Origin of the sequence: Pseudonocardia terrae (assembly GCF_021343995.1) — a bacterium.
GTDB classification, from domain to species: Bacteria; Actinomycetota; Actinomycetes; order Mycobacteriales; family Pseudonocardiaceae; genus Pseudonocardia; species Pseudonocardia terrae.
Genome location: NZ_JAJTTE010000042.1, coordinates 24,620 through 50,167, shown reverse-complemented (window position 1 = coordinate 50,167; position 25,548 = coordinate 24,620). Strand labels below are relative to the sequence as shown.

The 25,548-nt window shown below is 73.2% G+C and carries 21 protein-coding genes and 1 pseudogene; 11 read left to right on the top strand and 11 right to left on the bottom strand.

Features of this window, described 5'->3' with window-relative positions; all coding sequences use genetic code 11:
- Positions 1-8: 8 nt before the first annotated feature.
- From LWC33_RS24790 to LWC33_RS24775, 4 genes and pseudogenes are all read left to right on the top strand, one after another.
- On the top strand, positions 9-1,745 hold the full coding sequence (locus LWC33_RS24790; RefSeq protein WP_233306963.1) for an acetyl/propionyl/methylcrotonyl-CoA carboxylase subunit alpha: 1,737 nt from the start codon (positions 9-11) through the stop codon (positions 1,743-1,745).
- 21 nt (positions 1,746-1,766) lie between these two features.
- A complete protein-coding gene (locus tag LWC33_RS24785; protein WP_233306961.1) occupies positions 1,767-3,347 on the top strand; it encodes an AMP-binding protein in 1,581 nt (526 codons plus the stop codon).
- A gap of 84 nt (positions 3,348-3,431) precedes the next feature.
- Positions 3,432-3,653: pseudogene (locus LWC33_RS36235) on the top strand (sulfite oxidase-like oxidoreductase); the annotation flags it as partial.
- An 8-nt stretch (positions 3,654-3,661) separates the two neighbouring features.
- Positions 3,662-3,871: a DUF6510 family protein gene (locus LWC33_RS24775; RefSeq protein ID WP_233306960.1), complete on the top strand. Its 210-nt coding sequence runs from the start codon at positions 3,662-3,664 to the stop codon at positions 3,869-3,871.
- 15 nt (positions 3,872-3,886) lie between these two features.
- On the opposite strand, the gene LWC33_RS24770 is transcribed toward LWC33_RS24775, so the two are convergent.
- Complete coding sequence (locus LWC33_RS24770) at positions 3,887-4,417, bottom strand: DoxX family protein (protein ID WP_233306958.1); 531 nt, start codon at positions 4,415-4,417, stop codon at positions 3,887-3,889.
- 77 nt (positions 4,418-4,494) lie between these two features.
- A complete protein-coding gene (locus LWC33_RS24765) occupies positions 4,495-4,890 on the bottom strand; it encodes an STAS domain-containing protein (RefSeq protein WP_233306956.1) in 396 nt (131 codons plus the stop codon).
- Positions 4,891-5,014: 124 nt separating this feature from the next.
- Here LWC33_RS24765 and LWC33_RS24760 point away from each other — a divergent pair, with 124 nt between their 5' ends.
- Entirely contained in the window at positions 5,015-8,731 is a 3,717-nt protein-coding gene (locus tag LWC33_RS24760) for an efflux RND transporter permease subunit (protein WP_233306955.1), read from the top strand.
- 15 nt (positions 8,732-8,746) lie between these two features.
- Here the strand turns inward: LWC33_RS24760 and LWC33_RS24755 are convergent, their stop codons facing one another.
- The 9 genes from LWC33_RS24755 to LWC33_RS24715 are packed head-to-tail and all read right to left on the bottom strand — an operon-like array spanning position 8,747 to position 19,438.
- Positions 8,747-10,303, bottom strand: coding sequence for an LLM class F420-dependent oxidoreductase (locus LWC33_RS24755; RefSeq protein WP_233306953.1), 1,557 nt, complete (start codon positions 10,301-10,303; stop codon positions 8,747-8,749).
- Positions 10,300-11,538: a CaiB/BaiF CoA transferase family protein gene (locus tag LWC33_RS24750; protein WP_233306951.1), complete on the bottom strand. Its 1,239-nt coding sequence runs from the start codon at positions 11,536-11,538 to the stop codon at positions 10,300-10,302. The genes LWC33_RS24755 and LWC33_RS24750 overlap by 4 nt, the downstream gene beginning before the upstream one ends.
- Entirely contained in the window at positions 11,535-13,172 is a 1,638-nt protein-coding gene (locus tag LWC33_RS24745; RefSeq protein ID WP_233306949.1) for an AMP-binding protein, read from the bottom strand. The genes LWC33_RS24750 and LWC33_RS24745 overlap by 4 nt, the downstream gene beginning before the upstream one ends.
- Positions 13,169-13,930 carry an enoyl-CoA hydratase/isomerase family protein gene (locus LWC33_RS24740; protein WP_233306948.1) on the bottom strand — a complete coding sequence of 254 codons (762 nt, stop codon included), beginning with the start codon at positions 13,928-13,930 and terminating at the stop codon, positions 13,169-13,171. Before LWC33_RS24740 ends, LWC33_RS24745 begins: the two co-directional genes overlap by 4 nt.
- Positions 13,931-13,964: 34 nt before the next feature.
- The gene (locus tag LWC33_RS24735; protein WP_233306946.1) at positions 13,965-14,852 is read right to left on the bottom strand and encodes an ABC transporter permease; all 888 of its coding nucleotides are present in this window, start codon (positions 14,850-14,852) and stop codon (positions 13,965-13,967) included.
- Positions 14,849-15,880, bottom strand: coding sequence for an ABC transporter permease (locus LWC33_RS24730; RefSeq protein WP_233306944.1), 1,032 nt, complete (start codon positions 15,878-15,880; stop codon positions 14,849-14,851). Before LWC33_RS24730 ends, LWC33_RS24735 begins: the two co-directional genes overlap by 4 nt.
- Positions 15,880-17,421, bottom strand: coding sequence for an ABC transporter substrate-binding protein (locus tag LWC33_RS24725; protein ID WP_233306943.1), 1,542 nt, complete (start codon positions 17,419-17,421; stop codon positions 15,880-15,882). The genes LWC33_RS24730 and LWC33_RS24725 overlap by 1 nt, the downstream gene beginning before the upstream one ends.
- A complete protein-coding gene (locus LWC33_RS24720; RefSeq protein ID WP_233306935.1) occupies positions 17,418-18,437 on the bottom strand; it encodes an ABC transporter ATP-binding protein in 1,020 nt (339 codons plus the stop codon). Before LWC33_RS24720 ends, LWC33_RS24725 begins: the two co-directional genes overlap by 4 nt.
- Positions 18,434-19,438: an ABC transporter ATP-binding protein gene (locus LWC33_RS24715; protein WP_255692716.1), complete on the bottom strand. Its 1,005-nt coding sequence runs from the start codon at positions 19,436-19,438 to the stop codon at positions 18,434-18,436. The genes LWC33_RS24720 and LWC33_RS24715 overlap by 4 nt, the downstream gene beginning before the upstream one ends.
- Positions 19,439-19,710: 272 nt before the next feature.
- Between LWC33_RS24715 and LWC33_RS24710 the strand changes: the two genes are divergently transcribed.
- From LWC33_RS24710 to LWC33_RS24685, 6 genes are all read left to right on the top strand, one after another.
- On the top strand, positions 19,711-21,096 hold the full coding sequence (locus tag LWC33_RS24710; RefSeq protein ID WP_233306929.1) for a 4-hydroxyphenylacetate 3-hydroxylase N-terminal domain-containing protein: 1,386 nt from the start codon (positions 19,711-19,713) through the stop codon (positions 21,094-21,096).
- Entirely contained in the window at positions 21,093-21,620 is a 528-nt protein-coding gene (locus LWC33_RS24705; protein WP_233306927.1) for a carboxymuconolactone decarboxylase family protein, read from the top strand. Before LWC33_RS24710 ends, LWC33_RS24705 begins: the two co-directional genes overlap by 4 nt.
- Complete coding sequence (locus LWC33_RS24700; protein ID WP_233306926.1) at positions 21,617-22,411, top strand: SDR family NAD(P)-dependent oxidoreductase; 795 nt, start codon at positions 21,617-21,619, stop codon at positions 22,409-22,411. Before LWC33_RS24705 ends, LWC33_RS24700 begins: the two co-directional genes overlap by 4 nt.
- Positions 22,412-22,491: 80 nt before the next feature.
- Positions 22,492-24,030 carry a class I adenylate-forming enzyme family protein gene (locus LWC33_RS24695; RefSeq protein ID WP_233306993.1) on the top strand — a complete coding sequence of 513 codons (1,539 nt, stop codon included), beginning with the start codon at positions 22,492-22,494 and terminating at the stop codon, positions 24,028-24,030.
- On the top strand, positions 24,027-24,860 hold the full coding sequence (locus tag LWC33_RS24690) for an SDR family NAD(P)-dependent oxidoreductase (protein WP_233306924.1): 834 nt from the start codon (positions 24,027-24,029) through the stop codon (positions 24,858-24,860). The genes LWC33_RS24695 and LWC33_RS24690 overlap by 4 nt, the downstream gene beginning before the upstream one ends.
- Positions 24,861-24,915: 55 nt before the next feature.
- A complete protein-coding gene (locus tag LWC33_RS24685) occupies positions 24,916-25,542 on the top strand; it encodes a TetR/AcrR family transcriptional regulator (RefSeq protein WP_233306922.1) in 627 nt (208 codons plus the stop codon).
- Positions 25,543-25,548 lie beyond the last annotated feature (6 nt).

The window sequence follows — 25,548 nt, the reverse complement described above, 5'->3', positions numbered from 1 at the left end:
AGGAACCGGTGCGCAAGGTCCTCGTCGCCAACCGGGGCGAGATCGCGGTGCGGATCGTGCGGACGTGCGCCGAGCTGGGCATCGCCTCCGTCGCCGTGCACTCCGATGCCGACGCCGCGGCTCTGCACGTGCGCCTCGCCGACGAAGCCGTCGGGCTGCCCGGCGTCGCGGCGGCGGACACCTACCTCGACGCCGGCCTGCTCGTCGACGCCGCGCTGCGGTCGGGTGCCGACGCCGTGCATCCCGGGTACGGCTTCCTCGCCGAGAGCGCCGGCTTCGCCGCGGCCGTCGAGAAGGCCGGCCTCGTCTTCGTGGGACCGCCGGCGTCGGCGGTCGAGGTCCTCGGGGACAAGTCCCGGGCCCGGGCGCTCGCGGAGGCGGTGGGGGTGCCCGTGGTCCCGGGCAGCACGGAGGTGTCCCCCGAGGCGGTGCGCGCGCTCGGCGCGGCGGTCGGGTGGCCGCTCGTCGTCAAGGCGGCCCGGGGCGGCGGCGGGCGTGGCATGCGCGTGATCCCCGGGCCGGAGCAGGTCGAGGAGGCCGTGACGGCGGCCCGGTCGGAGGCACGGGCGGCGTTCGGCGACGACACCGTGCACGTCGAGCGGTTCCTGCCGGCGCCGCGCCACGTCGAGGTCCAGGTCCTCGCCGACACCCACGGCACGGTGCTGGCCCTCGGCGACCGCGACTGCTCGGTGCAGCGGCGGCACCAGAAGCTGGTGGAGGAGGCTCCAGCACCCGGGCTCGACGCCGGGGTGCGGTCGGCGCTGGCCGACGCCGCGGTCCGGCTCGCACGCGAGGCCGGCTACGTCGGCGCCGGCACGGTCGAGTTCCTGGTGCAGGACGGGGAGTTCTGGTTCCTCGAGGCCAACACCCGGATCCAGGTCGAGCACCCGGTGACCGAGCTGGTGCTGGGCGTCGACCTGGTCCGCGAGCAGCTCCGCGTCGCCGCGGGGGAGGCTCTCGAGGAGGCCGGGCCGACCCGGGGCCACGCCGTCGAGTGCCGGATCAACGCCGAGGACCCCGGGGCGGGTTTCGTCCCCGCCCCGGGCCGGCTGTCCGCGCTGTCGGTGCCCTGGGGGCCGGGTGTCCGCTTCGACGGCGGCTACGAGGCCGGGGACACGGTCCCGCCCGACTACGACAGCCTGGTCGGCAAGCTCCTCGCGTGGGGGCCGACCCGGGAGATCGCGCTGCACCGGCTGCGGGGGGCCCTCGCCCGGACCGTCGTGGCCGGCGTGAGCACGACGGTGCCCGCGGCAGTAGCCGTGCTCGGGCACCCGGACTTCGTGCGTGGAGGCGTTCCGACCAGCTGGTTCGACGCGGTCGTCGCGCCCGACCTCGCCGGGCCCGCCGAGCGGCCCTGCCCCGGGCCGGAGCCCGACGACGAGGCCGCCGATGCCGCAGTGGTCGTCGCCGGACGGCGCTATCGCGTCCCCCGGCCCGCGGGCCCGGGAGCGGTCCCGGTGCGGCGACGGACCGGCTCGCGGGCGTCGGCCCCGCGCCGGGTGGTCCGCACCGAGGGCCCGGATCTCGTGAGCCCGATGCGGGGCACCGTCACGGCCGTGTTCGTGGCCCCCGGCGACCGGGTCGCCGCCGGCCGGACACTCGTGACGATCGAGGCGATGAAGATGGAGCACCCGCTGCGGGCGGCCGCCGACGCCGTCGTCGAGCAGGTGCTGGTGCGGGCCGGGGACGGCGTCGCTCCCGGCGTCCCCGTCGTCCGGCTGCGGCCGGACGACCGACGACCCTGACCGGACGGAAGGACATCGCTGATGCTGCCCTCGGACACCGTGCTGCCCGTCCTGCTCGGCACTCGTGCCGCCGAGCGCCCGGACGCCCCGTTCGTCGTGGTCGCCGAGTCCGGCGACACGTGGACCTACGCGCAGGCGCACGCCGACACCACCCGCTGGGCCGCCGCGCTGGCCCGGGCCGGCGTCGCCGCCGGCGACACCGTGCTGACCATGCTGCCGCCGTGCACGGAGGCCGTGGCCGCATGGCTCGGGACCGGACGCCTACGGGCGATGGAGGTCCCGGTCAACACCGGCTACATCGGCACGATGCTGCGCTACCTCGTCGACGACTCCCGGGCCGCGATCATGATCGCCCACGTCGACCACCTCGCCGCGATCGCCGACGCCGCGGCGGGCCCGGGCCGGCTCGGCACGGTCGTGGTGGTGGGTGCGCGCGGGCCGTTGCCGGAGAGCCCGTTCGAGCTGGTCCACGCCGCCGACTTCCTCGCGGCCGCGGCGGACGACCCGGCGCCGGAGGGCCCGCTGCCGACCGGCCGGGACATCGCGTCGATCCTCTACACGTCCGGCACGACCGGGCCGTCCAAGGGCGTCCTCGTCACATGGCGGCAGGCGGAGCTCACGGCGACCGGCATCATGCCGTCGGAGCTGTTCGACGCGACCGACGCCTTCTACTCCGGGTTCCCGCTCTTCCACATGAGCGGGAAGGGCCCGCTGTACGCGTGTGCCCTGGTCGGGGCCAGGGTCGTGATGCGCCGACGGTTCGACACCAAGGCCTTCTGGGACGACGTCCGCACCTACGGCGCGACCACCACCATCCTGCTGGGGGCGATGGCCAACTTCCTGTACCAGCAGCCCGCGCGGCCCGACGACGCCGACTCGCCGCTGCGCGACGCGCTGTTCCTGCCGCTCATCCACGACCTCGACGGCTTCCGCAGCCGGTTCGGCGTGCAGGCGCGCACGACGTTCAACATGACCGAGACGGCCTGCTGCATCCTGAGCGACGGCGCGGACCTGGCGAACGCCACGAGCTGCGGTCGCGCGCGGCCCGGCTTCCACGCCCGCGTCGTCGACGCCGACGACGTCGAGGTCGGGCCCGGCGAGCTTGGAGAGCTGGTGCTGCGCGCCGACGAGCCCTGGACGCTCATGGCCGGGTACTGGCGCAAGCCCGAGGCCACGGTGGAGGCCTGGCGCAACCAGTGGCTGCACACCGGCGACGGCTTCACCCGCGACGCGGAGGGCAACTTCTACTTCGTCGACCGGATCAAGGACGCCATCCGCCGCCGGGGCGAGAACATCTCGTCCGCCGAGGTCGAGGCCGAGGTCAACGGCCATCCCGCGGTCCTGGAGAGCGCCGCCGTCGCGGTCCCGTCGGAGTACGGCGAGGACGAGGTGAAGATCGTCGTGGTGCCGCAGCCCGGCCACGACCTCGACCCCGCCGAGCTCGTCGGGTACCTGTCCGCGCGGATGGCGCGGTTCATGGTGCCCAGGTACGTCGAGATCGTCGACGCGCTCCCGAAGACCCCGACGGAGAAGATCCGCAAGGTCGAGCTCCGCGCCGCGGGGATCACGCCCGCCACGTGGGACCGCTCGGCGGCCCGCTGAATCCGGCGCCGCTTCGTACGAACGCGCGATGTGGCGGGCCCGCCCACCCGGCATGCTCGGGTGCTCCGAGGAAGGGGGCGCACGATGGCTGTGGTGTCGCGGGTGTTCCACGGACGCGGGCGGCGCGACCGGCGGCTGCCTCCCGGACAGCGCGACATCGGCGACAGGTTCCCGGTGCTCACCGCCGGGCCGACGCCGCACACCCCGCTCGACGCGTGGGACTTCGTGGTGCAGGGACAGGTCGACGGGCTGCACCGGTGGACCTGGGAGGAGTTCCGAGCCCTGCCGCACGAACCGGTCACGGTCGACATCCATTGCGTGACCAGCTGGTCGAAGCTCGACACCCGCTGGTCCGGCGTCCCGGCGCCCACGACCTCTATCCCGACGCCCCGGCGCTCGTGGTGCGCTGCCCGTCCTGCACGGCGGTCGTGCTGCGGTTCGGGAGGGGCGGCGGCCGGCTGCGGCTCGACCTCTCCGGGACCCGGCTGCTCACGGTGACGGTGCCGGAACCCTCGGCGGGCTGAACGGCCGCGACCTGCTCAGGTGTCCGCGCCGTCGGCGGCCGGCACGGCGGTGGGGACGGGGGCGGGTGCCGTCGCCCGCGCCGCCACGACCGCCGAGCCGACGAGGCCGGCCACGAGCTGGGCGAGGGCGACCCGCCACCCCGAGCGCTCGATGCCCAGCGCGTGGTCGAGCGACAGCCCGCCCGGCCCGGTGTCGGCGATCGCGAACGCCGCGGCCAGGATCACGGCGTTGTACTCCCAGCCGCCCTGCGTCGCCCACGGCCCCTTCGGCCCGTGCACGTGGTAGACAGCGGAGCCCATCGTCCCCGTGATCAGGCCGGTGGCGAGCGGGGTGGCGAGCCCGGCGGCGAGCAGGGCGCCCCCGGCCGCCTCCGAGACGCCCGCGGCCATGGCGTTCTGCCGGCCCGGGCGCAGGCCCATGGCCTCGAACCCGGCCGCGGTCTGCGTGAGGCCGTGCCCGCCGAACCGCTCGGTCAGCTTCTGCAGCCCGTGCCCCAGGAACAGCAGCCCGATCACGGCCCGCAGGACGAAGATCCCGATCTTCATGCGCCTACCTCCCTGTCGTCGAGAGCGACAGGTTCCCGCTCAGCGCCGCTCCAACCCGCCCGGCGCCGTTCGTCCGCTCAGCCCGCCTGCGACTCCGGGCCGCGCCGGACGACCTCGTCGAGGCCGCGGCAGAGGCCGAGGACGTCGGCGACGCCGGTGAGGTGGAGTGGCCGCAGGACACGCGGGTTCTCGCCGGCGACGAGGTGCAGCGCCGTTCCGGTGGACGCGGCACTGCGCCGGGCCAGCAGCAGGTCGGCGATGCCCTGGGAGGCGAGGAGCGTGACGCCGGTGAGGTCGACCACGACGGTCGGCAGGCCGGTCGCGAACGCCTCGGCGAAGGCGGCCCGGACCCGACCGCCGGTGTCGTCGTCGATCTCGCCGACGATCCGGACGACCACGGCCTCGTGCCCACCGAAGCCGTGACGGTGCACGGTCACCTGGACCTGCGGTCCCCTCCACGGTGACGACGACATGAACGACCACGGTACAGAAGGGGTGCCGGGACCTCGCGACTCAGTCCGTCCTCAGCAACCGATTTCCGGCCCGGCTCCGCGTGGGATCTACTCGCGTTCCCGCTCCCCGCCCCGGAAGGCCTCGATGACCTGGCTCGCCCGTCTCAGCCTGCGCAACCGGGCGATCGTCGCGCTCGTGACGATCGCCCTCGTGGTCTTCGGTGTCGTCAGCACGACCTCGCTGCGGCAGGAGCTGTTCCCGTCGCTGGACGTGCCCGTCGCCTCGGTGGCCACGCAGTACGTCGGGGCCTCGGCCGCCACCGTCGCGGATCAGGTCACGACCCCGATCGAGAAGGCCGTCGGTAACCTCACCGGCGTCACGGGCACCAGCTCGACGAGCAGCTCGGGCTCCTCGGTCGTCACGCTGTCCCTGGACTACGGGACCGACCAGGACACGTTCCGCTCGCAGCTGCAGCGCGCCCTCGACGGTGTGAAGCTGCCCACCGACGTCACCCCGCAGATCGTGACGGGCGGCCTCGACAACCTCCCGGTCGTCCAGCTGGCGGTCTCGTCGAACCTCGGCCCGGACCGGATCGGCGAGGTCCTCCGCGACGAGGTCCAGCCCTACCTGCAGGGCCTCGCCGGGGTGTCGTCGGTCGGGCTGACCGGGCTCGCCCAGGACCAGGTGGTGATCGACGTCGACCCCGCCGCGGCCGCCGCGCGCGGTGTCGCGGTCGCGTCGATCGGCCAGGTCCTGCAGGCCAATGGCGTGCGCATCCCCGCCGGGCAGCTCACCCCGGACACGAACCCCCTGACCGTCGAGGTCGGCAGCCCGATCACCTCGCTCGACGACGTGCGCAACCTCTACGTCGGCGGCCCGGGTACGGGCGCCACGGGCCGCGGTGGCGCCCCGGTGCGCCTCGGCGACATCGCGACCGTGACCTCCCAGCCGGCCCCGGCCACCGGCTACACCCGTACCAACGGGCAGCCCAGCATCGGGATCAGCGTGGTCAAGCTGCCCGACGCGAACACCGTGTCCGTGTCCGACGAGGTCCGGAACGACCTGGGCCGGATCACCGACGCGCTCGGCGGCGCCGCGCAGAACGCGCAGGCCACCGTCGTGTTCGACCAGGCGCCGTTCATCACGCAGTCCGTCGAGTCGCTGACCACGGAGGGCCTGCTCGGGCTGGCCTTCGCGGTGCTCGTCATCCTGCTGTTCCTGCTGAGCGTGCGCGCGACGCTGGTCACCGCGGTGTCGATCCCGCTGTCGGTGCTGATCGCGATGATCGTGCTCTACCTCGGCGGCTACACGCTCAACATCCTGACCCTCGGGGCGTTGACCGTGGCCGTCGGGCGCGTGGTCGACGACTCGATCGTCGTGATCGAGAACATCAAACGGCACGTGGGCGCGCGGAGACCGACCGCGCGGCGCGTCGTGGAGGCCGTGCGCGAGGTGGCCGGGGCGATCACCGCCTCGACCCTGACGACCGTCGCGGTCTTCGCGCCGATCGGGCTGGTCGGCGGGCAGGTGGGGCAGCTGTTCCGGCCCTTCGCCGTGACGGTCTCGGCCGCGCTGCTCGCCTCGCTCGTGGTCTCGCTGACCGTGGTCCCCGTGCTGGCCTCGGTGGTGCTGCGGTCCCGCGAGGCGCCGGTGGACCCCGCTCCTGATTCCGAGTCCGATCCCGCCTCGGCCGCCACGGACGCCACACCCGAGAAGACCACGCGCCTGCAGCGGGGCTACCTCCCGATCCTGACCGGCGCGCTGCGCAGGCCGGTGCTGTCGCTCGGGATCGCCGTCCTGATCCTCGCCGGGACCGTGGCCCTGGTCCCGCGGCTGACCACGAACTTCCTCGGCGACACCGGCGGCAACACCGTCTCGGTCACCCAGGAACTGCCCGCCGGGACCGGGCTGCCCGCCGCCGACGCCGCCGCGAAGCGGGTCGAGGGTGTCGTCGAGGGCACGCCGGGGGTGGCGAGCTACCAGGTCACGGTCGGCTCGACGGGCGGCGGCCTCGGCCGCGCGGGCCCCGCCGGCGGCACCTCCCCGACGCGCTTCTCGATCACCCTCGCCGACGGCGCCGACGCCACGACCGTGCAGGACGACCTGCGTACCCGGATCGCGGGCCTCGGCGGCACGGACCAGATCGGTGAGATCACCGTGTCCGGCGGTCAGGGCGGGCTCGGCTCCGGCAACCTGCAGGTCTCGGTGCGGGCCGACGACCCGCAGGTGCTCGCCGACGCCGCCGGGCAGGTCCAGCAAGCCGTCGCCGGCATCGCGGGCGTGACCGACGTCCGCAACGACCTCGCCGCGGACCAGCCCGCGATCGACGTCCGGGTCGACCGGCAGAAGGCGGCCGCGACCGGGCTGACGGAGTCGCAGGTCGGGCAGGCCGTCACGGCGGCGCTGCGGGGCAGCAGCGCCGGGCAGGTGACGATCGACGGTGTGGCCCAGGACGTCGTCGTCCGGACCGGGCAGGCCCCGGCGGACGCCGGGCAGCTGCGGGCGCTGACCCTGCCGACCGCCCGCGGCCCGGTGCCGCTGTCGGACCTGGCGACCGTCATGGAGACCACGACCCGCCCCACGGTGACGCATACGGACGGCGTGCAGGCCGCGACGATCACCGCCCGGCCCACCGGTGACGACGTCGGCGCGGCCAGCCGCGACCTGCGGACCGTCGTCGACGGCCTGCGGCTCCCGTCGGGCGCGACCGCCGAGATCGGCGGGGTCAGCACCCAGCAGAGCGACGCCTTCCGGCAGCTCTTCCTGGCCCTCCTCGCCGCGGTGGCCGCCGTGTACCTGGTGATGGTCGCGACCTTCCGGAGCCTCGTGCAGCCGTTGCTCCTCCTGGTCTCGGTGCCGTTCGCGGCGACGGGCGCGATCGGGCTGCTCCTGCTCACCGGCACCCCGCTCGGCGTGCCCGCACTGATCGGCATGCTCATGCTGGTCGGGATCGTGGTGACCAACGCGATCGTGCTCATCGACCTGGTCAACCAGCGCCGACGGGCCGGGCTCGGCGTGCGCGAGGCGGTCGTCGAGGGGGCGGTGCAGCGGCTGCGGCCGATCATCATGACGGCCGTCGCGACGATCTGCGCGCTCGTCCCGATGTCCCTCGGCCTGACGGGCGGAGGGGTGTTCATCTCGCAGCCCCTGGCGGTCGTCGTCATCGGCGGGCTGATCTCGTCCACGCTGCTGACGCTGGTCCTCGTGCCGGTGCTCTACCTGCTCGTGGAGCGGGCGCGCGGGCGGCGGAGGGCCGTCCCGGGGGACGACCTCCAGGACGAGGACGCCGGGGCTCCACCCGCGGTGGCGGGACCGGACGACCCGGAGACCGACACCGAGACCAACACCGACACCAACGCCGACACCGACACCGACCGGGCCGGCATCCCGGTCGTCGTGCCGGCGCAGAGCGGGAACGGGCGCCGTCCCGCCCACGCACGGGAGACCTGGACCGTCGGCGCGCCGCTGACCTCGGCGCCGCCGTCCAGCTCTGTCCCGTCCACCTCCGTGCCGTCCAGCTCGGCCCCGGCTGTTTCCGCCCCCCGGCACGCCGCCGGACCGGTCGTCGCCTCCGTCGTCGAGCGACGCCCGGTCCCGGCACCGCCGACGGACGCACCGGGCGTGCACGGAACGGTGCGCGACGCCGACGGCGTGCCTCTCCCGGGCGCCACCGTGAGCGTGTTCGACCCCACCGGCCAGCAGATCGGTCTCACGATCGCGGACGGCCGCGGCGAGTTCGCCCTCGCGCTCCCCCCGATGGCCGAGTACCTCGTCGTGGTCCACGGCGGCGGACGCGAGCCGGTGGCGACGTGGGCCCGGGGATTCCGGCGGTCGACCTGGCACGACGTCACGGTGGGGTGAGCGCGGGCGAGCGGCTCAGTCGCCCGCCACGGCCACGGGCGCAGGTCGGTCGGCGTCTCCCTTCAGCTCGTCGTCCACCCGTTCGCAGGCGGCCAACGCGTCGACGAGGTCGTTCAGCTCCTGCTCCCGGGCGCCGGGGAAGCCGAAGCCGATTCCGTCGACGGCCGCGATCGAGCGGTCGACCTTCGCTGCGCCGCTCTGGGTCAGGACGGCGAGGGTGCTCCGGCCGTCGGCGGGGTGCGGCTTGCGCTCGACCCAGCCCTCACCCTCGAGCCGGTTCACCACGTAGTTGCAGCGGGCGGGGGAGATCAGCAGGCGCTCGGCCATGCGACTGAGCGGGCTGCTGTGGTCGGGGGCCATCGCAAGGTGCAGCAGCGCCGAGTGCTCGGTGATCGAGAGCCCGTGCTGCTTGAGGGCCTTGCGCACCGTCTCGAGGACGCGCTCGTGCGTCCGGAACAGCGACATGAAGGCGCTCATGGCGGTCGGCTGAGGCCATCCGAGTTCGCCCCAGCGCTGCCGGTCCTGGGCCACGATCGGGTCGACGGGCCGGGCGGCGGCTCCGGTGCGGGCGGTCACAGGGCGGGCGGAGTCACCGGTGTCGGTGGTGTCGGTCGCCCGGCGTCCCAGCTGGTCGATGAGGTCGGCCGCGTCGCCGTCGAGGTTGGTGATGGCGAGCATCGGCGTCGTGATCCCGGCGTCGACGTAGTCCTGGATGCGCGAGCGGCAGGCGGCGGCGTCGCCGTGGATGAACAGCTCGTCGACCAGCGAGTCCGGGATGGCGGCCAGTGCCGCCTTGCGGTCGCCGGCCCGCCAGGCGCCCCACATCTCGGCGAGCTCGTCGCCACGCCCGAGCCACTCGTGGAACTTCGCGTAGGCCTCGACGTTGAGGTACGCGGCGATGGCGCGCTTGGCGTGTTCCCGGACCCTGTCGACGTCCGACGAGCAGACGACGAACAGCCTCGCGACGATCTCGGGGGCGGTCGAGCGGCCCTCGTACACGTAGGGCACCACCGTGCGGACGTCGTCGGGCGAGAGCCAGTTGAGGATCGCCCCGTCCGACCGACGCCCGGCGAGCCGGAGCATCCCCGGTCGGAGGCCTGCGACCAGGACCTTCGGCCGGTTCTGCGGAACCACGCCGAGCCGGAAGCCCTTGATCGTGAAGCTGGGCGTCTCCATGTCGACCTTCTCGCCGGTGAGGGCGCGGTCGAGGAACGACACCACGTCCCGGACGCGGCCGTAGGGATCGTGGAAGGGCACGCCGTTCCAGCGCTCGACGATCACGTCGGACGACGAGCCGACGCCGAGCAGGACCTGGCCGTCGGTGGAGTCGGCCAGCGAGGCCGCGCTCATCGCCAGCAGCGCGGGCGACCTGGTGTAGGCGGGGGTGATCGCCGTGCCGAGCCGGAGTCCGGGGTAGCGCTGGGCCGCGAGGGCGAGCGGGGTGAAGGCGTCGTGCCCGTTGACCTCGCTGCTCCAGACGTCCGTGTAGCCGGCCATCACCGCCCGGTCGAGCACGGCGGCGTGGTCCTTCAGCGTCCGGCCGCCGAGGGGGATCGACAGTCCGTAGTTCACGAGGGCTCCTCGATCAGGTCGGGGGTCCGGGTTGCCGGCCCGTGCAGTACGTGCGCTCTCTCGAGCTCGTCGATCCGCGCGTCGTCGAGGTCCAGGACCTCCCGCAGCACGGTTCTATTGTCGGCGCCCAGCTCCTGGGCGCGCAGGTCGCGTTCGGTCATGCCCGCGAAGCGGATCGGCAGACCGGGGACCGTGAGCGATCCCCACACCTCGTCCGGGACCTCCCGGACGACCCGCCGCGCGAGGTTGTGCGGGTGCGTGAGGGCCTCGGGGAGGGTCCGGATGAGCTCGCAGGCCACGCGGTGCTCGGTGAGGACGCGGATCGCCTCCTCCGGGTCGGCGAAGGTCGCGAGCCAGTCCTCGATGAGGGCGTTGACCTCCTCGCGGTGGGCTGCCCGCTCGTCGTTGGTCGCGTACCCGCGTGCCTCTGAAAGCTCGGGTCGTCCGATCGCGGTGGCGATCCGCGGCCAGTCGCCCGGCGAGACGCAGGCGACGAACAGGTACCGGTCCCGGCACCGGAAGAAGCCGGCGGGGCACACGGTCGCGTGGTAGTTGCCGCTCGCCTCGGGCACCTGGGTGCCGCGAGACCCGCTGTACGCCTGGATGTTGATCTCGTGGAAGGCGATGTAGGTGTCGAGCAGGGAGACCTGGACCCACTCACCGAGCCCGGTCCGTTCGCGCTGGAACAGGGCGGCCGCAACCCCGCCGAAGCCGTAGACACCGGTGGCGGCGTCCCCCATCGCGGGGCCGGGCAGCATCGGTGGGCCGCCGACGGGTCCGCTGACATGGGCGACCCCCGACATCGCGGCGCCGATCGTGTCGTAGCCCGGCTTGTGCGACAGGGGCCCCCCGTAGCCGAGCCCGGTCACGGAGCAGAGCACCAGGCGCGGGTTGACCTCGCGGAGCACCTCCCAGCCCAGGCCCATCTCGGCCAGCACCCCGGGCCGGAAGCTCTCGACGAGCACGTCGCTGTGCCGCGCCAGGTCGAGGATCAACGCCTTGCCCTCGTCCGAGCGGAAGTCCAGGCAGACGCTGCGCTTCCCCCGATTCGCCTGGATGTAGTAGCCGGACCGGCCGTCGCGGAGGTAGGGCAGCCCGCGAGCGGGGTCCCCGGCGGGTGCGGGCTCGACCTTGATGACGTCGGCACCGTACTCGGCCATCAGCTGCGCCACCGTCGGCCCGGCGAGGACCCGCGCCATCTCGACGACCCGGACGCCGTCCATGGGCCCGCTCACGAGCCACCGATCCGGACGCCCTGGCGGCCCACGTGCACGTCCGCCGCCTCGCGGTCCCAGGCGTCCGCGACGCCGTCCTCGCGGAGCGGTCGTTTGCGGATCTTCCCGCTGGGGGTCCGCTCGAGCTCGTCGACGACGCGCACGTAGCGGGGCACCATGAAGTGCGGCAGGCGTTCCGCCGCCCAGACGATCAGATCCGTCCTGTCGAGCTCGTGCCCCGGCCGCAGGACCACTGCGGCGAGGACCTCGTGCTCGGACTCGCCCGGGACGCCGACGACGGCGCACTCGAACACCGCGGGGTGCGCGTTCAGGGCCGACTCGACGTCGGCGGAGGGCACGTTCTCGCCCCGCCGCCTGATCGCGTCGCCGAGCCGGTCGACGTAGACGTACTGGCCGTCGGTGTCGACGTACATGGCGTCGCCCGTGTGGTACCACCCGCCACGCCAGGCGTGCGCGGTCTCGTCGGGCAGGCCGAGGTACTCGCTCATCATGATCGCCGGCTCGGAGGTGCGCACGACGAGCTCGCCCGTCTCGCCGTCGGGCAGGGGTCGGTCGTCCGCGTCGACGATCCGGGTCTCCAGCTCGGGCCGGGGCCAGCCACAGCCGCCCGGTCGGGCCTTGCCGAAGTCCGCCGTGAAGACCGTGCCGGCCTCGGTGGAGCCGTACCCGGTGCCGATCTCGACGTCGAACCGCGCCGCGAACTGCTCGGCCTCGCGGAGCACCGGTGCGACGAAGAGCCGGGTGAAGGTGTTGTCGGCGTCGTCCGGGCGGGGTGGTTGCTGATGGAGGTACTGCGCCATCGCCACGACGAGCAGCGCGTAGGTGCAACCGTGCTCGCGGGCCTCGTCCCAGAACGTCTCGCCGGCGAACCGCGGTGCGATGTACGCGGCGCCCCCGCCGATCAGGGCGTTGTAGGCGCCCGCCCATTGCCCACCGACGTGGAACAGCGGCAGGACCACCATGGCGGTGTCGTCGGGGCCCGCGGCGCCGAGCAGCTGCGGCGCGCCGTAGGTGTAGGCGTGGGCCTGCGTGACCACCACGCCCTTGGACCGTCCCGTGGTGCCCGACGTGTACATGAGTGCCATCGGGTCCGTGCCGGTCACCGGGGGCAACGAGGTGGGCAGGGAGGCATCGTCGAGGAGTTCGCCGCCCGCGACGGTGATCCCGTTCGACCCGGTGCGTCCGCGCCCGCGCACGACGACGGTCCGCACCGCGCTGCCGTCGGCGGCCTCCAGGAAGCGGTCGAGGCACTCGGCCTCGACCACGGCCGCGGTGGCGCCCGAGTCCTGGATCTGCCGGGCGAGCACCGCGCCGCGGTAGGCGGTGTTGACCGGTACCTCGGCCATGCCGCCCGACGCCAGGCCGAGCCAGGTCAGGGCCCCGTCGACAGTGTTGTCGGTCATGGTCAGGACGCGCCCGCCGATCCCGACGACGTCGAGCAGTGCCGAGGCCCGGCGCCGCGCGATGTCCCAGACCTGGCCGTAGGTGAGCGAGGTGGTGCGGTCGAGGAGGGCGAGGCGATCGGGTGTCCGGAGCGCGGCGCCGGCGAGGACCTGGGGGACGGTGCGTTCCCCGATCGGCGGCAGCACCATGCCGGACGGGGACGGTTCCGGTGTGGTCGTCGGCGGGGTCATGCGCTGCGCTCCGCCGCGAAGGCCGCGTGCCGCTCCTTCTTCTCCGCCGTGTCGCTCAGCATGAACAGGCGGTACTGGTCGACCCGCAGCGCCGCGGCGAGCGGGAGATCCGCCGCCTGGAGCAGCGACTCCTTCGCGAGCCGCTGCGCGGCCGGGGGCGCGGCGGCGAGGACCTCGGCGATCTCCGCGGCCCGCTGAGCGAGGGTGTCGCGAGGCACGATCTCCGAGACGAGGCCGATCCGCAGGGCGACCTCGGCTGGCAGCTTCTCGCCGAGCATCACCAGGCGGTGCGCCCACGTCGGCCCGACCTTGCGCAGCAGCCTGCTCATCCCGCCCGCTCCGGGCACGATGCCGAGGGCGACCTGGGGGAGGAAGAACTTGGCGTCGTCCGCCACGACGGCGATGTCGGCGGCCAGGACGAGCTCCACACCGGCGCCGACGCACCAGCCCTGGGCCGCGACGACGACCGGTTTGGGGCAGGCCGCGACCGCCCCCAGGCCGCTGCCCTCGGCGGGCTCGAGATGGGCCAGCAGGTCGTCCCCGGAATGCGTGTTCGGGTCCTTGAGGTCGGCGCCGGCGCAGAAGGCGCGGCCTTCCGCGTCGAGAATCACGACCCGGACCGCCGGGTCGGCCACGGCCCGACCGAACGCGGCGCCCACGCCCCGGGTCAGCTCGGCGTTGACCGCGTTCAGGTTGTCGGGGCGGTTCAGGGTCACGCGGGCGACGGAACCGGAGACGTCGTAGGACACGAGGGACATGCGCAGGGCCGCCTTTCGAACGGATCGCGGGAGATCAGAAGGTCTGTTGGCGCGGGTCGAGCTCGCGCCGCAGCGCGTCCCCGACCGCGATGAAGCAGTAGGCCGTCACGACGATCGCGATGCCGGGCGCGAACACCTGCGTCGGTGCCTGGGACATGTAGCCGTAGGCCTGGCCGAGCATCGAGCCCCAGCTCGCGGTCGGCGGCTGGACGCCGAGCCCCAGGAAGCTCAGGCTCGCCTCGGCGAGCAGCGCCGTGCTCATGAGCAGTGACATCTGGATCACGACGGGAGCGACGGCGTTCGGCAGGACGTGCCGCACCGCGACCCGGAGCGGATGGGAGCCGTAGGTGACGGCGGCCGGGACGTACAGCCGTTCCCGGGTGGAGAGCGTCTGGCCGCGGATGAGCCGGGCGACGCTCGGTGCGAAGACGATGCCGATCGCGCACATCGACGTCACGAGCCCGGGCCCGACTACGCCGGTCACGCCGATCGCGAGCACGATCGCCGGGAAGGCCAGGACCGTGTCGAGGACCCGGCGGAGGACGGTGTCGACGACGCCGCCCGCGAAGCCGGCGGCCAGGCCGAGGGGCAGCCCCACGAGCACGGCCACCCCCATCGCGAGCACCGACGCGACCAGCGAGGCCCGTGCGCCGAAGAGCAGCCGGGACAGGACGTCCCGTCCCAGGTCGTCCGTGCCGAGCAGGTGCGCGGCGGACGGCGGGGCGAGCCGGTCGGCGATCTCCTGCGCGTTCGGGTCGTGCGGTGCGAGCACGGGGGCGAGCACCGCCACGAGGACGAGGACGACGAGGACGATCGAGGCGACGAGCGCGGCCTTCTCCTCGTGCCGCCAGCGGTCGAAGGCACGCCGCAGGCCTTCGGCGCGTGGGGACGTCGCCGCGGCGACGGTGTCGACGGTGGTCACGACAACCTGATCCTCGGGTCGATGCGGCGGTAGAGGATCTCCACGATCGCGTTGGCGACGAGCACGATCACGGCCATGACCAGCACGACCGCCTGGATGACGGGGTAGTCGCGCTGTTTGACGGCGTCGACGACGAGCGTGCCCATGCCCGGGATGGCGAAGACGACCTCGACGACGACGGTGCCGCCCACGAGCCGGTTGATCAGCAGCCCCAGCACGGTGACGACGGGGACGCCGGCGTTGCGCAGGGCGTGCCGGACGAGCAGCGCCGTCCCCGAGATCCCCTTGGCACGGGCCATCCGGATGTAGTCCGCGGTGAACACCTCGAGGAGCGCACCGCGGAGCTGCCGCGCCACCTCGGCGACCCCGGCCGCGCCGAGCGCGAGCGTCGGGAGCACCGCGAACCGGAGGAACTCCCCGGCGCCGTCACCGGCCCGGGAGAACCCGGTCGCGGGAAGCCACGGGTTCCAGATCGCGAACACGGTCACGAGGACCAGCCCGAGCCAGAAGTTCGGGATCGCGATGCCGAGCGTCGCCGCGCCGGTGACGACACGGCCCTCGGGGCGCTTGTTCCGGACCGCACCGACGATGCCGGCCGCGACGCCCACGACGACGGCCAGCAGGAGCGAGCAGAACACCAGGGACAGGGTCACGGGCAGGCGCTGGGCGAGCAGCCCCGCGACGCTCTGGCCCGAGTAGAGCGAGGTCCCGAAGTCGCCGTGCAGGACCCCCGCGGCCCAGTCCCCGTACTGCGCGAGCAGGGGCTTGTCGAGGCCCAGCTGCGCGCGGATCTCCGCCAGCCGTTCCGGCGTGGCGTTCTCGCCGGCGATCGCGGTCGCCGGATCACCGGGAACCAGCTTGATCAGCCAGAACGCCACGAAGGTCGCCATCACGAGCGTGGCGAGGAAGGCTCCGGCCCGGAGCGCGACGGTCCGTGCGGCTGCCGCGCGGCGGCCGGGCGGCCGGGCCGCCCCGTCCCGCTGCGGGCGCAGCGGGACGGGCGACACCGAGACCGGTGCGGTGGACATCAGGCCCCGCTCGACTTGTTCAGGAAGGCGACCTTCGGCTTGCCCAGCAGGCTCGCCGTGTAGCCGGTCACCGACGTCGAGTAGGCGGTGACGTCGCCGCGGAAGTACAGCGGCGCGTAGGGGGCGAAGTCGGCGATGAGCTTGTCGGCCTGTGCGTAGGCCGCGGCACGCTGTGTCGTGTCCTCCGTCGACACCGCCTGCGTGAGCACCTGGTCCAGACCGGGGACCGCGACCTTGCCGGGGTTCTGGTAGCTGTTCTGCGCGAACAGCCGGTTGTAGGTCTGACCCGGGTCGGGACGCCCGGACCAGGCGTACTGCGCCGCGTTGGTGCCCTGCTTCTCGAAGTACAGCGAGACGCCCTGGTTGGTGTCCATCGGCGTGACCTTGTAGTCGATGCCGATCTGGGCCAGCTGCGACCGGATGATCTCGTTGCGGCGGATCTCGAGCGGTGAGGCCGTGGCCACCGAGGTGAGCGTGACGCCGCCGGCATAGCCCGCATCGGCCATGAGCTGCTTGGCCTTGGCCACGTCGTGGGGCCAGATGCCGTCGTTGGCCTTGTCGTAGGCCCAGTGCGAGGTCGGCAGCGGCTGGCGGGCCGGCTCGCCCTGCCCGTTGACGGTCCCCTGGATGATCTCGTCCCGGTCGAGCGCCAGGTTGATGGCCTGGCGGACCCGGACGTCGTCGAGGGGCTTCTGGGAGAGGTTGAAGTAGATCATGTCGAACCACAGTCCGACCGGGCTCTCGACGGTGAGCTTGCCGCTGTTCTTCAGCTGCGGGATGTCGTTGGCGTCGAGGTTGTCGGCGAAGTCGATCTGGCCGGAGAGCAGGGCGTTGGCCGCGGCCTTCGGATCGGTGATGATCCGCATCTCCAGGTTCTCCATCGGGGCCGCCGTCCCGAAGTAGTTCGGGTTCCGCTTCAGGACGAGCCGGTCACCGGGGCTGTAGCTGACCAGGGTGTACGGGCCCGCGCCGACCGGCTTCTGGGCGAAGTCGGCGTTCGCGGCGGTGGGGCCGACGATCATGCCCGCGCGGTCCGCCAGGACCAGCACCAGCGAGCTGTCCGGAGTCTTCTCCCGGATGACCACGGTCGTCGGGTCGGGCGCGTCGACCGCGGTGACGTTGGAGAGATCGGCCTTGTTGGTCTGGGTCCGGTACCGCTCCAGGCTCGCCTTGACCGCGGCGGCGTCGAGCGGGCTGCCGTCGGAGAACTTCAGCCCGGACCGGAGCTTCAGCTGCAACGTGGTCGGATCGGTGAAGGACCACGACTCGGCCAGGCCCGGGGTGGCCTTGAGCGTCGCCGGGTCGAAGTCCACCAGGGTGGCGTAGATCGGGTACAGCGCCACGTGGTCGGTGCCCGACGGTCCGGCCTGGGGATCGAGGGAGGACGGGTTGTTGCTGATGGCGACCGTCAGGGTGGTGTCGGTGGTGCCGCCACCCTGCGCGGGTGCGCCGCACGCCGCTGTCACGAGCAGCGCCACGCCCAGCAGGCCGAGCAGTGCGCGCCTGACGACAGCGGACGCCGTTGTCCGGTTCGGGGTCACGATCGTGCCTTTCTGAGGAGGGACGACGGGGGCGGGACGAGCGGGTCCGCGGTGCGGCCCGGCGTCTCGGACTGCGGGCCGAGCAGGTGGCAGGCGGCCGAGTGGGCCGGTGACACCGCGACGGCCGCGGGCTCGAACTCGGGACAGCCGTCGACCGCCACCGGGCAGCGCGGGTGGAACCGGCAGCCGGTGGGCGGGTTCGCCGGGTCGGGGATCTCCCCGCGGACGGGGCGGTCGGCCCCGCCCGCGGCGTGGGCGCCGGGCAACGAGGACAGCAGGCCCTGCGTGTACGGGTGCTGTGGATCGACGAGCACGTCGCGGGCCGGGCCCGACTCGACGACCTGACCGAGGTAGAGCACCCCGACCCGATCGGCGACGTAGGGGAGCAGGGCGATGTCGTGGGTGATGAAGACGTACGTCAGATCCCGCTCGGCCCGCAGCTCGACGAGCAGGTTCACGATCTCGGCCTGCAACGAGACGTCGAGCGCCGACACGGCCTCGTCGCAGATCACCAGTCGGGGACGCGAGACGAGGGCGCGCGCGATGGCGACCCGCTGCCGCTGCCCGCCGGACAACTGGTGCGGGAAGCGCTCCTGCAGCGGTCCCTCCAGGCCGACCCGGTCGAGCATCGTCCCGGCCTGCTCCCGCGCCTGCCGCAGGGGCTTCCCGGCGACGACGAGCGGTTCGGCCACCGATTCCCGGACCCGCCACCGCGGGTCGAGCGAGGAACCGGCGTCCTGCGGCACGAACTGCATGCGGTGCCGCTCCCGGCGGAGTGCGGCACCGCGCAGCGACGCCCAGTCCAGGCCGTCGAACTCGACGGACCCGCCGGCCACCGGAACCAGCCGGAGCAGTGCGCTCGCGATGGTCGACTTCCCGGACCCGGACTCGCCGATCACGGCGAGGGTCTCGCCCTGCTCGAGATCGAGGTCGACGTGGTCGACGGCGCGGAGGCGCCCCCGGCCGACCCGATAGTCGACGGTCAGTCCGCGGACGCTCAGCAGCGGGGCCGTCATCGGATCCCCGCCCCTGCTGCGACACCCGAGTCGTGCAGGTCCGCGGCGCGCACGCACCGCACGCTCCGGCTCGTCCCCAGGGCCACGAGCTTCTGCGGTTCGACGCACTCGTCGCGCGCCTCGCGACAGCGCGGCCGGAACAGACAGCCCTCCGGTGAGGCCGACGGGGAGGGCACCCGCCCGGGGATGACGTCGAGGTGCTCGCCCCATCCGTCCACCCGCGGACGGGCGGCCATCAACCGCGCCGTGTAGGGGTGACGGGGCTGGTCGAGGACCCGGGTCGTCGGTCCGATCTCGACGACCTCACCGGCGTACATCGTGACCACGTCGTCGCAGACGGCGCCCACGGCGCCGAGATCGTGCGTGATCAGCAGCACGGACATGCCCTCCTCGTCGCAGAGGGTGCGGAGTAGACGGAGGATCTGCGCCTGAATGGTGAGGTCGAGGGCGGTCGTGGGTTCGTCGGCCACCAGCAGCCGCGGCCGGCAGGCGATGGCCGCGGCGATCATCGCCCGCTGCCGCAGGCCGCCCGACAGTTCGTGCGGGTAGCGGCGGTACCGACCGGCCGGGTCGGGCATCCCGACGCGGGCGAGCACCTCGATCGCCTTGTCGCGTGCGGCGCGACGGTCGAGTCCTTCGTGCGCCCGGATCGTCTCGCTGACCTGGGTGCCGATCGTGAGCAGGGGGTTCAGGGCCGTCATCGGGTCCTGGAAGATCATCCCGACCGCGGAGCCGCGGAGCCGGTCGGCCGCGGCGGGGGAGAGGCCCAGCAGATCGACGTCGCCGAATCGCGCGCGGCCGCCGACCGTCGTCGTCGCCGGGTCGTGCAACCCGAGCAGAGCCAGCCCGGTCGCCGTCTTCCCGCTGCCGGACTCGCCGACGAGGCCGACCATGCGGCCGGCTCCGACCTCGAAAGAGGCGTCCCTGACCGCGGCATGAGTGCCGGTGCGAGACCGAAAGACCACTGACAGGTGATCCACGACGAGGTCGTCGCCCCCCATAGGGCCTCCTCATGATCTCAATCACTTCAGACTTTAAAGATATTCGTTCAAGAGTTCAGGAGTGTCAACGTGCGGGTGAAAGTTGGCCCGGCGTGTGACCGGCGCGGGCAGCATCGACAATTCGTTGACAGTGTGTCAAGCGAAGCGTTGACACTCTGTCAAACCACCCGTAGAACAGGAATCGAGGTTCGCGCCACCGGTGTTCGCGGCCGGTCGTCGCGCGTCCGCCTCACTCGCGTACCCCCAGTCCGACCGGACCGAGGAGATGTCCTGTGCTGACCGGTGAGGAGTACCTCGCGTCCCTGAACGACGGGCGCGCCACCTTCTTCGAGGGCGAGGAGGTGAAGAACATCCCCGAGCACCCCGTCATGGGTACCGCGGCGCGCCTGACCGCGGCGACGTACGACCGGTTCCACAACCCGGAGCCGGGGGCGGTGAACCTGCTGATGACGCCGCCCCGCAGCCCCGGCGACCTGCGTGACCTCATCCCGGTCCTCAGCGAGGCGGACATCGTCACGCGGGTGACCTTCGGGTCGCTGATGGCCCTGTTGACCGCGGCGGACCGGCTGGCGGAGGCGGGCGCGGGGCACGTCGACGCGATCCTCGCCTACCACGAGCAGGCGAAGAAGGCGGACGTCCGGATCACGGAGTGCATCACGGACGCGAAGGGGGACCGGGCCCGTCCCCCGCAGAAGCAGACCGATCCCGATGCCTACGTCCACGTCGTCGACCGGTCCGACGAGGGCGTCGTGATCCGGGGTGCGAAGCTGCACATCACCGGCGCCTCCTACGGCCACGACCTGATGGTCATGCCGACCAAGCGGATGGGCGCCGAGGCCGGGGAGTACTCCATCGCCTGTGCGGTCCCGGTCAACGCCTCCGGGGTCAGCATCATCAACTCGTCCTACGCCCCGCGGGGCGAGGACGTCCGACACTTCCCGCACACCAGCCACGACCACATGCCCGACGGGTTCGTGGTGTTCGACGACGTGTTCGTGCCCCGGGAGCGCGTCTTCCTCGACGGCGACCCGCAGTACGCCGCGGTGTTCGCGCACTCGCTCGGGCTGTGGGAGCGCATCGGCGGGGTGTCCCAGATGACGCGCAACGCCGAGCTGCTCGTCGGGTTCGCCCACCTGATCGCCGACGCGAACGGGCTGCTCGGCGTGGCGCACATCAAGGACAAGCTCGCCGAGATGATCATCCACGCGACGATGCTGCGGGCCGGGCTCGAGGCGGCCCTGCACAACGCCGTGGTCACGCCGCAGGGCTTCGTGCACCCGAACGAGCTCTACACGAACGCCGCGAAGTACCAGGGTGCGGCGAACTACAGCCTCATGGTCCGGCACCTCCACGACATCGCGGGTGGATCGCTGCTCACCGCACCGACCATCGGTGACCTGGAGAACCCGCAGACCGGCGACTACGTCCGGAAGTACATGCAGGGTCGCCCGGGCGTGCCGGCCGAGAACAGGCTCAAGGTCTTCCACGCGATCCGCGACCACACCGCCGACGCCTACGGCGGCTGGCACGCCGCGACCAACGTGCTGTCCGGCGGTGGTCTCTACGCGCAGCGGAGCGTGGCGTCGAACCACTTCGACGTCGAGGCCGCGCGCGAGATGGCGCTGGCCGACGCCGGCATCGAGAGCTGGACGGCGTGACCCCGCGCCTGGCCCCCGTCGCGCCCGACGAACGGATGCGCACGGACCTGCAGCGCGGCGCGGAGCCGCTCAACATCTTCCGCACCCTCGCCCACAACCCCGAGCTCATGCGCAAGGCCATGTCCCTGGGCAACCGGTTCCTGTTCAAGGGGAACCGGCTCGACCCGCGGGCGCGGGAGATCATGATCCTGCGCAGCGCCTGGCGCACCGGGTCGGTCTACGAGTTCGGCCAGCACACGCTGATCGGACAGAGGTGCGGGCTGTCCGAGGCGGAGACCGCCCGCCTCGCCCGGCCGGACGCGGGGGAGTGGCCGGGCGAGGAGGGGCTGCTGGTCACCGTCGTCGACGAGCTTTCCGGCACGGACACCCTGGCCGACGACACCTGGGCCCGGCTCCGAGCGGCCTTCGACGAACCGACGATCGTCGAGATCCTGCTGCTGCCCGGCTTCTACCGGATGCTCGCGGGGTTCCTCAACGCCACCGGCGTGGAGCGGGAGACCGACACCCCGGGATGGCCTTCGTGAGGCTCGCGGGAGAGGTGGCGGTGATCGCCGGAGCAGGCCAGGCACCGGGGGAGACCATCGGGAACGGTCGGGCGATGGCCGTGCTGTTCGCCCGTGAGGGCGCGGACCTCGTGCTGATCGACGTCGACGAGGCGTCCGTCGCCGAGACGGCCCGGCTGGTCGAGGCCGAGGGCGGCAAGGCCCGGGTGGTGCTCGGCGACGTCACGACCGAGGAGGTGTGCGCCGAGGCGGTGCGGGTGGCCGACGAGGAGGCCGGCGGGTTGGACGTCCTGGTCTGCAACGTCGGCACCAACCGCGGCGACGGCGGCGTCACCTCGGTGGACCTCGCGGTGTGGGAGCGGATCATGGCGCTCAACACCAGGTCGATGCTGCTCATGTGCCGCGCTGCGCTGCCGGTGATGCGTCGGCGGGGCGGAGGCGCGATCGTCACCATCAGCTCGGCCGCGACGCGGGTCTCGCTGAACCAGATCGCCTACAAGATGAGCAAGGCGGCCGTGGAGCAGGCCACGACCGCGGTGGCCGACGCCAACGCACGGCACGGGATCCGGGCCAACACCATCCTGCCCGGCCTGATCGAGACGCCCATGGGTGTCGACCAACAGGCTCCGGAGGTCGGTATGAGCCGGGCCGACTGGGCCGCGTTGCGCGACGCCAAGGTCCCGCTCGGACGCCGGATGGGCACGGCCTGGGACGTCGCCCACGCAGCCCTCTACCTGGGGTCGGACGAATCCCGGTTCGTGACCGGTGTGACGCTGCCGGTCGACGGTGGCCAGTCGTTGAGGGTCGGGTGAGCGAGGTGACCGGGGTGGCTGTGCAGACGCCGGCCGGGCGGGCGGAACCGAACCCGGGTCCGGTCCGACCCGTGGCGAGGATGGGCGACTGGATCCGGCTGGGCGCCCAGCGCGGCGCCGACCGGCCGGCGGTGCTCCGCGACGACGGCTCGACGGTCACCTTCGGAGAGCTGGAGTCCCGGGCCAACCGCCTGGCCCGGACGTTACGGGCCCAGGGTGTCGACCGGGGGGACCGGGTCGCGATCCTGGCCATGGACGGGTCCGGCTACCTCGAGACGGTCTTCGCCTGCCTCAAGCTCGGGGCCGTCTACGTCCCCCTCAACTACCGGTTACGGGCAGGCGAGCTGCGCACCCTGCTGGACCGCGCCGGGGCCGGCGTGCTCATGGTCGACCGGCGCTACGCACCGATCGTGGCGGAGATCCGGGCCGAGCTCCCCGCGCTGCGCCTCGTCGCGTGCTTCGACGGGCCGTGCGACGGTGCGGACGTGGCCCACGAGGACCTGGTGGCCGCCGGGGCCGACGTGGATCCCGGCGTGCCCGTACGGGACGACGAGATCGTCGCCCTGGCCTTCACCAGCGGCACCACCGGGCTGCCCAAGGGCGTCCTGCAGTCGCAGGGGATGCTCAAGGCGATGGTCGCGGGCCGCCATCAGCAGTACGACCTGCAGGACCACGACGTCCGCTACGGGTCCTCGCCGATGTTCCACATCGCCGGGCAGATGATGCTCTACGGACACGTGATGCGGGGGATCCCCTCGGTGGTCCTCCCGAAGTTCGACGCCGACACGGTGCTGCGCTGGCTGGGCGGCGGGCGGGTCACGGCGGCGTTCCTGGTCCCGACGATGATCAGCGCATTGCTCGACCACCCCCGGATCGCCGAGGCCGACTTCACGGCGTTGCGCACGATCCTCTACGGCTCCGCGCCCATGAGCCCGGCGTTGCTGCGCCGCGCGAGCGACCGGTTCGCCTGCGACTTCGTCAACGCGTTCGGGGCCGGCACCGAGGCCGGTCTGCAGACCGTGCTGACCGTCACCGACCACCGCCGCGCCCTGGCCGGCGACGAGCACCTGCTGGGCTCGATCGGACGAGCCGCCGTGGGGGTCGAGCTGCGCGTGGTCGACGACGACGGCCGGGACGTCGCCGACGGCGAGGTCGGGCAGATCGTCACGCGGTCGGACACGCTGATGAGCGGGTACCTGGACATGCCCGAGGAGACCGCGGCGGCCTTCCGCGACGGCTGGTTCTGGGGCGGCGACCTGGCCCGCCGGGACGCCGAGGGCTACCTCTACCTCGGTGGCCGGGCGAAAGACATGATCATCCGCGGCGGCGAGAACGTCTACCCGGTCGAGATCGAGTCCGTGCTCGCCGCGCACCCGGCGGTGGCGAACTGTGCGGTCGTCGGGCGGCCGGACGACCACTGGGGCGAGATCGTCGTCGCCTTCGTCGAGCGCCGGCCGGGTACGACCGTCGGCGCCGACGAGCTGCGCGCGCACTGCCGCTCGGCGCTCGCGTCGTACAAGGTGCCGGTGGAGTTCCGCTTCGAGGACATGCCCCGCAACGCGAGCGGGAAGATCCTCAAGCGGTCGCTGCGGGAGCGGCTGGGGGAGGTGCGGGTATGAGGTTCGCGGGACGGACGGCCTTGGTCGTCGGCGGGGGCACCGATGGCCCCGCCGCCCCCGGCGAGACGCTGCCGATGGGCAACGGCCGGGCGATCGCGCTGCGCCTGGCGGCCGAGGGGGCGTCGGTCGCGGTCACCGACGTGTCGGCGGAGCGGGCGGAGGAGACCGTCGCGGCCCTCGGCGGGCCCGGGCTCGCGATCGAGGCCGACGCCGCGGATCCCGAGGCGTGCCGGGACGCGGTCGACCGCGCGGTGGCCGGGCTCGGGCCGCTCGACGTCGTCGTGTGCAACGTCGGCATCGGCGGGGGCGGACCGATCGGCCGCCAGACCGTCGAGCAGTACGACCTCGCGATGGACGTCAACGTGCGGAGCCACTGGGTCACGGCCGAGCGGGCGTTGCCGGGCATGGTCGAGCGCGGCCGCGGGGCGTTCGTGTTCGTCGGCTCGGTCGCGGGCTCCTGGAGCAACGGGTTCGCGCTGAGCTACGAGACGTCGAAGGCCGCCCAGCTCGCGCTGGCCCGGCACATCGCGGTGCGCTTCGGCAGCCGCGGCGTCCGCGCCAACACGGTCGTGCTGGGCCTCATCGCGTCGGCCATGTCGCGGCGGGAGCAGGGCACGGACGGCGGCACGCTCGGCTGGCGGGCCGCGCTGCCCGCGCTCGCCCGGCAGGGGTCGCCCGAGGAGGCCGCGGCGGCCGTGGCCTTCCTGGCGTCCGACGACGCCGCCTACGTGACCGGGACCGAGCTCGTCGTCGACGGGGGATTGACCTGCCGGAGCCCGGACTCGCTGTTCCGCGGCCGGGACGCCGTCGTCGCACCTCCGGGTGGCTGAGCCGATGGGCGGCCGGTTGTACGGTGACGCCCGCGCGCGGGAAGAGGAGGCGGTCGTGCCGGATCCAGCAGCGGGTGCACCGGAGCCCCGGCAGGGCCGCGCGGGGCGCCCGGCGCAGTCGCGGGCGGCGACCGAGCAGCTCCTCGTCGACGCCGCCGTCGACCTGCTGCGCGAGCGGGGCGTGCTCGCCGGGATGAACCTGCGGGAGATCGCCGATCGCGCCGAGGTCCACCGCGCGCTCGTCTACCACTACTTCGGGTCCCGCCAGGAGCTGCTGCGGGCCGCGGCCAAGCGGGAGATCGCCCGGCCGCGGGACGAGGTGCCGGGCGAGGAGGACATGGGCACCGCGGAGTGGCTCACCACTTCGCTCGACGCCTCCCTCCGCTACCGGGAGGCGATCCGGCTCATCGTCATGCTCGTCCTCGACCACGACCACACGGTCCGCACGCTCACCACCCGCCGCGCGATGATGAGCCGGCTGGACCCCGAGCCGGGCGCGCGGGAACCCGCCGTCGACGACCCCGCCGCGCTCTACGCCGTCTACGCCTCGATGTCCTACGGCTTCGGGCTGCTGTCGGAGCGGTTCGCCGCCGAGCTCGGTCTCGACCCCGACGACCTCGAACGCCGCTTCCTCGACCTCGCCTCGAGGATGTTCGACGCGGTCGCACGGGACGGGGAGTAGCCGGGC

Coding starts and splice junctions, on each gene's coding strand:
- LWC33_RS24740 (WP_233306948.1), bottom strand. CDS start 13,930: ATGTCCCTCGTGTCCTACGACGTCTCCGGTTCCGTCGCCCGCGTGACC.
- LWC33_RS24695 (WP_233306993.1), top strand. CDS start 22,492: ATGGGCGACTGGATCCGGCTGGGCGCCCAGCGCGGCGCCGACCGGCCG.
- LWC33_RS24745 (WP_233306949.1), bottom strand. CDS start 13,172: ATGACCCCGCCGACGACCACACCGGAACCGTCCCCGTCCGGCATGGTG.
- LWC33_RS24730 (WP_233306944.1), bottom strand. CDS start 15,880: ATGTCCACCGCACCGGTCTCGGTGTCGCCCGTCCCGCTGCGCCCGCAG.
- LWC33_RS24770 (WP_233306958.1), bottom strand. CDS start 4,417: ATGAAGATCGGGATCTTCGTCCTGCGGGCCGTGATCGGGCTGCTGTTC.
- LWC33_RS24760 (WP_233306955.1), top strand. CDS start 5,015: ATGACCTGGCTCGCCCGTCTCAGCCTGCGCAACCGGGCGATCGTCGCG.
- LWC33_RS24765 (WP_233306956.1), bottom strand. CDS start 4,890: ATGTCGTCGTCACCGTGGAGGGGACCGCAGGTCCAGGTGACCGTGCAC.
- LWC33_RS24720 (WP_233306935.1), bottom strand. CDS start 18,437: ATGACGGCCCCGCTGCTGAGCGTCCGCGGACTGACCGTCGACTATCGG.
- LWC33_RS24785 (WP_233306961.1), top strand. CDS start 1,767: ATGCTGCCCTCGGACACCGTGCTGCCCGTCCTGCTCGGCACTCGTGCC.
- LWC33_RS24715 (WP_255692716.1), bottom strand. CDS start 19,438: ATGGGGGGCGACGACCTCGTCGTGGATCACCTGTCAGTGGTCTTTCGG.
- LWC33_RS24690 (WP_233306924.1), top strand. CDS start 24,027: ATGAGGTTCGCGGGACGGACGGCCTTGGTCGTCGGCGGGGGCACCGAT.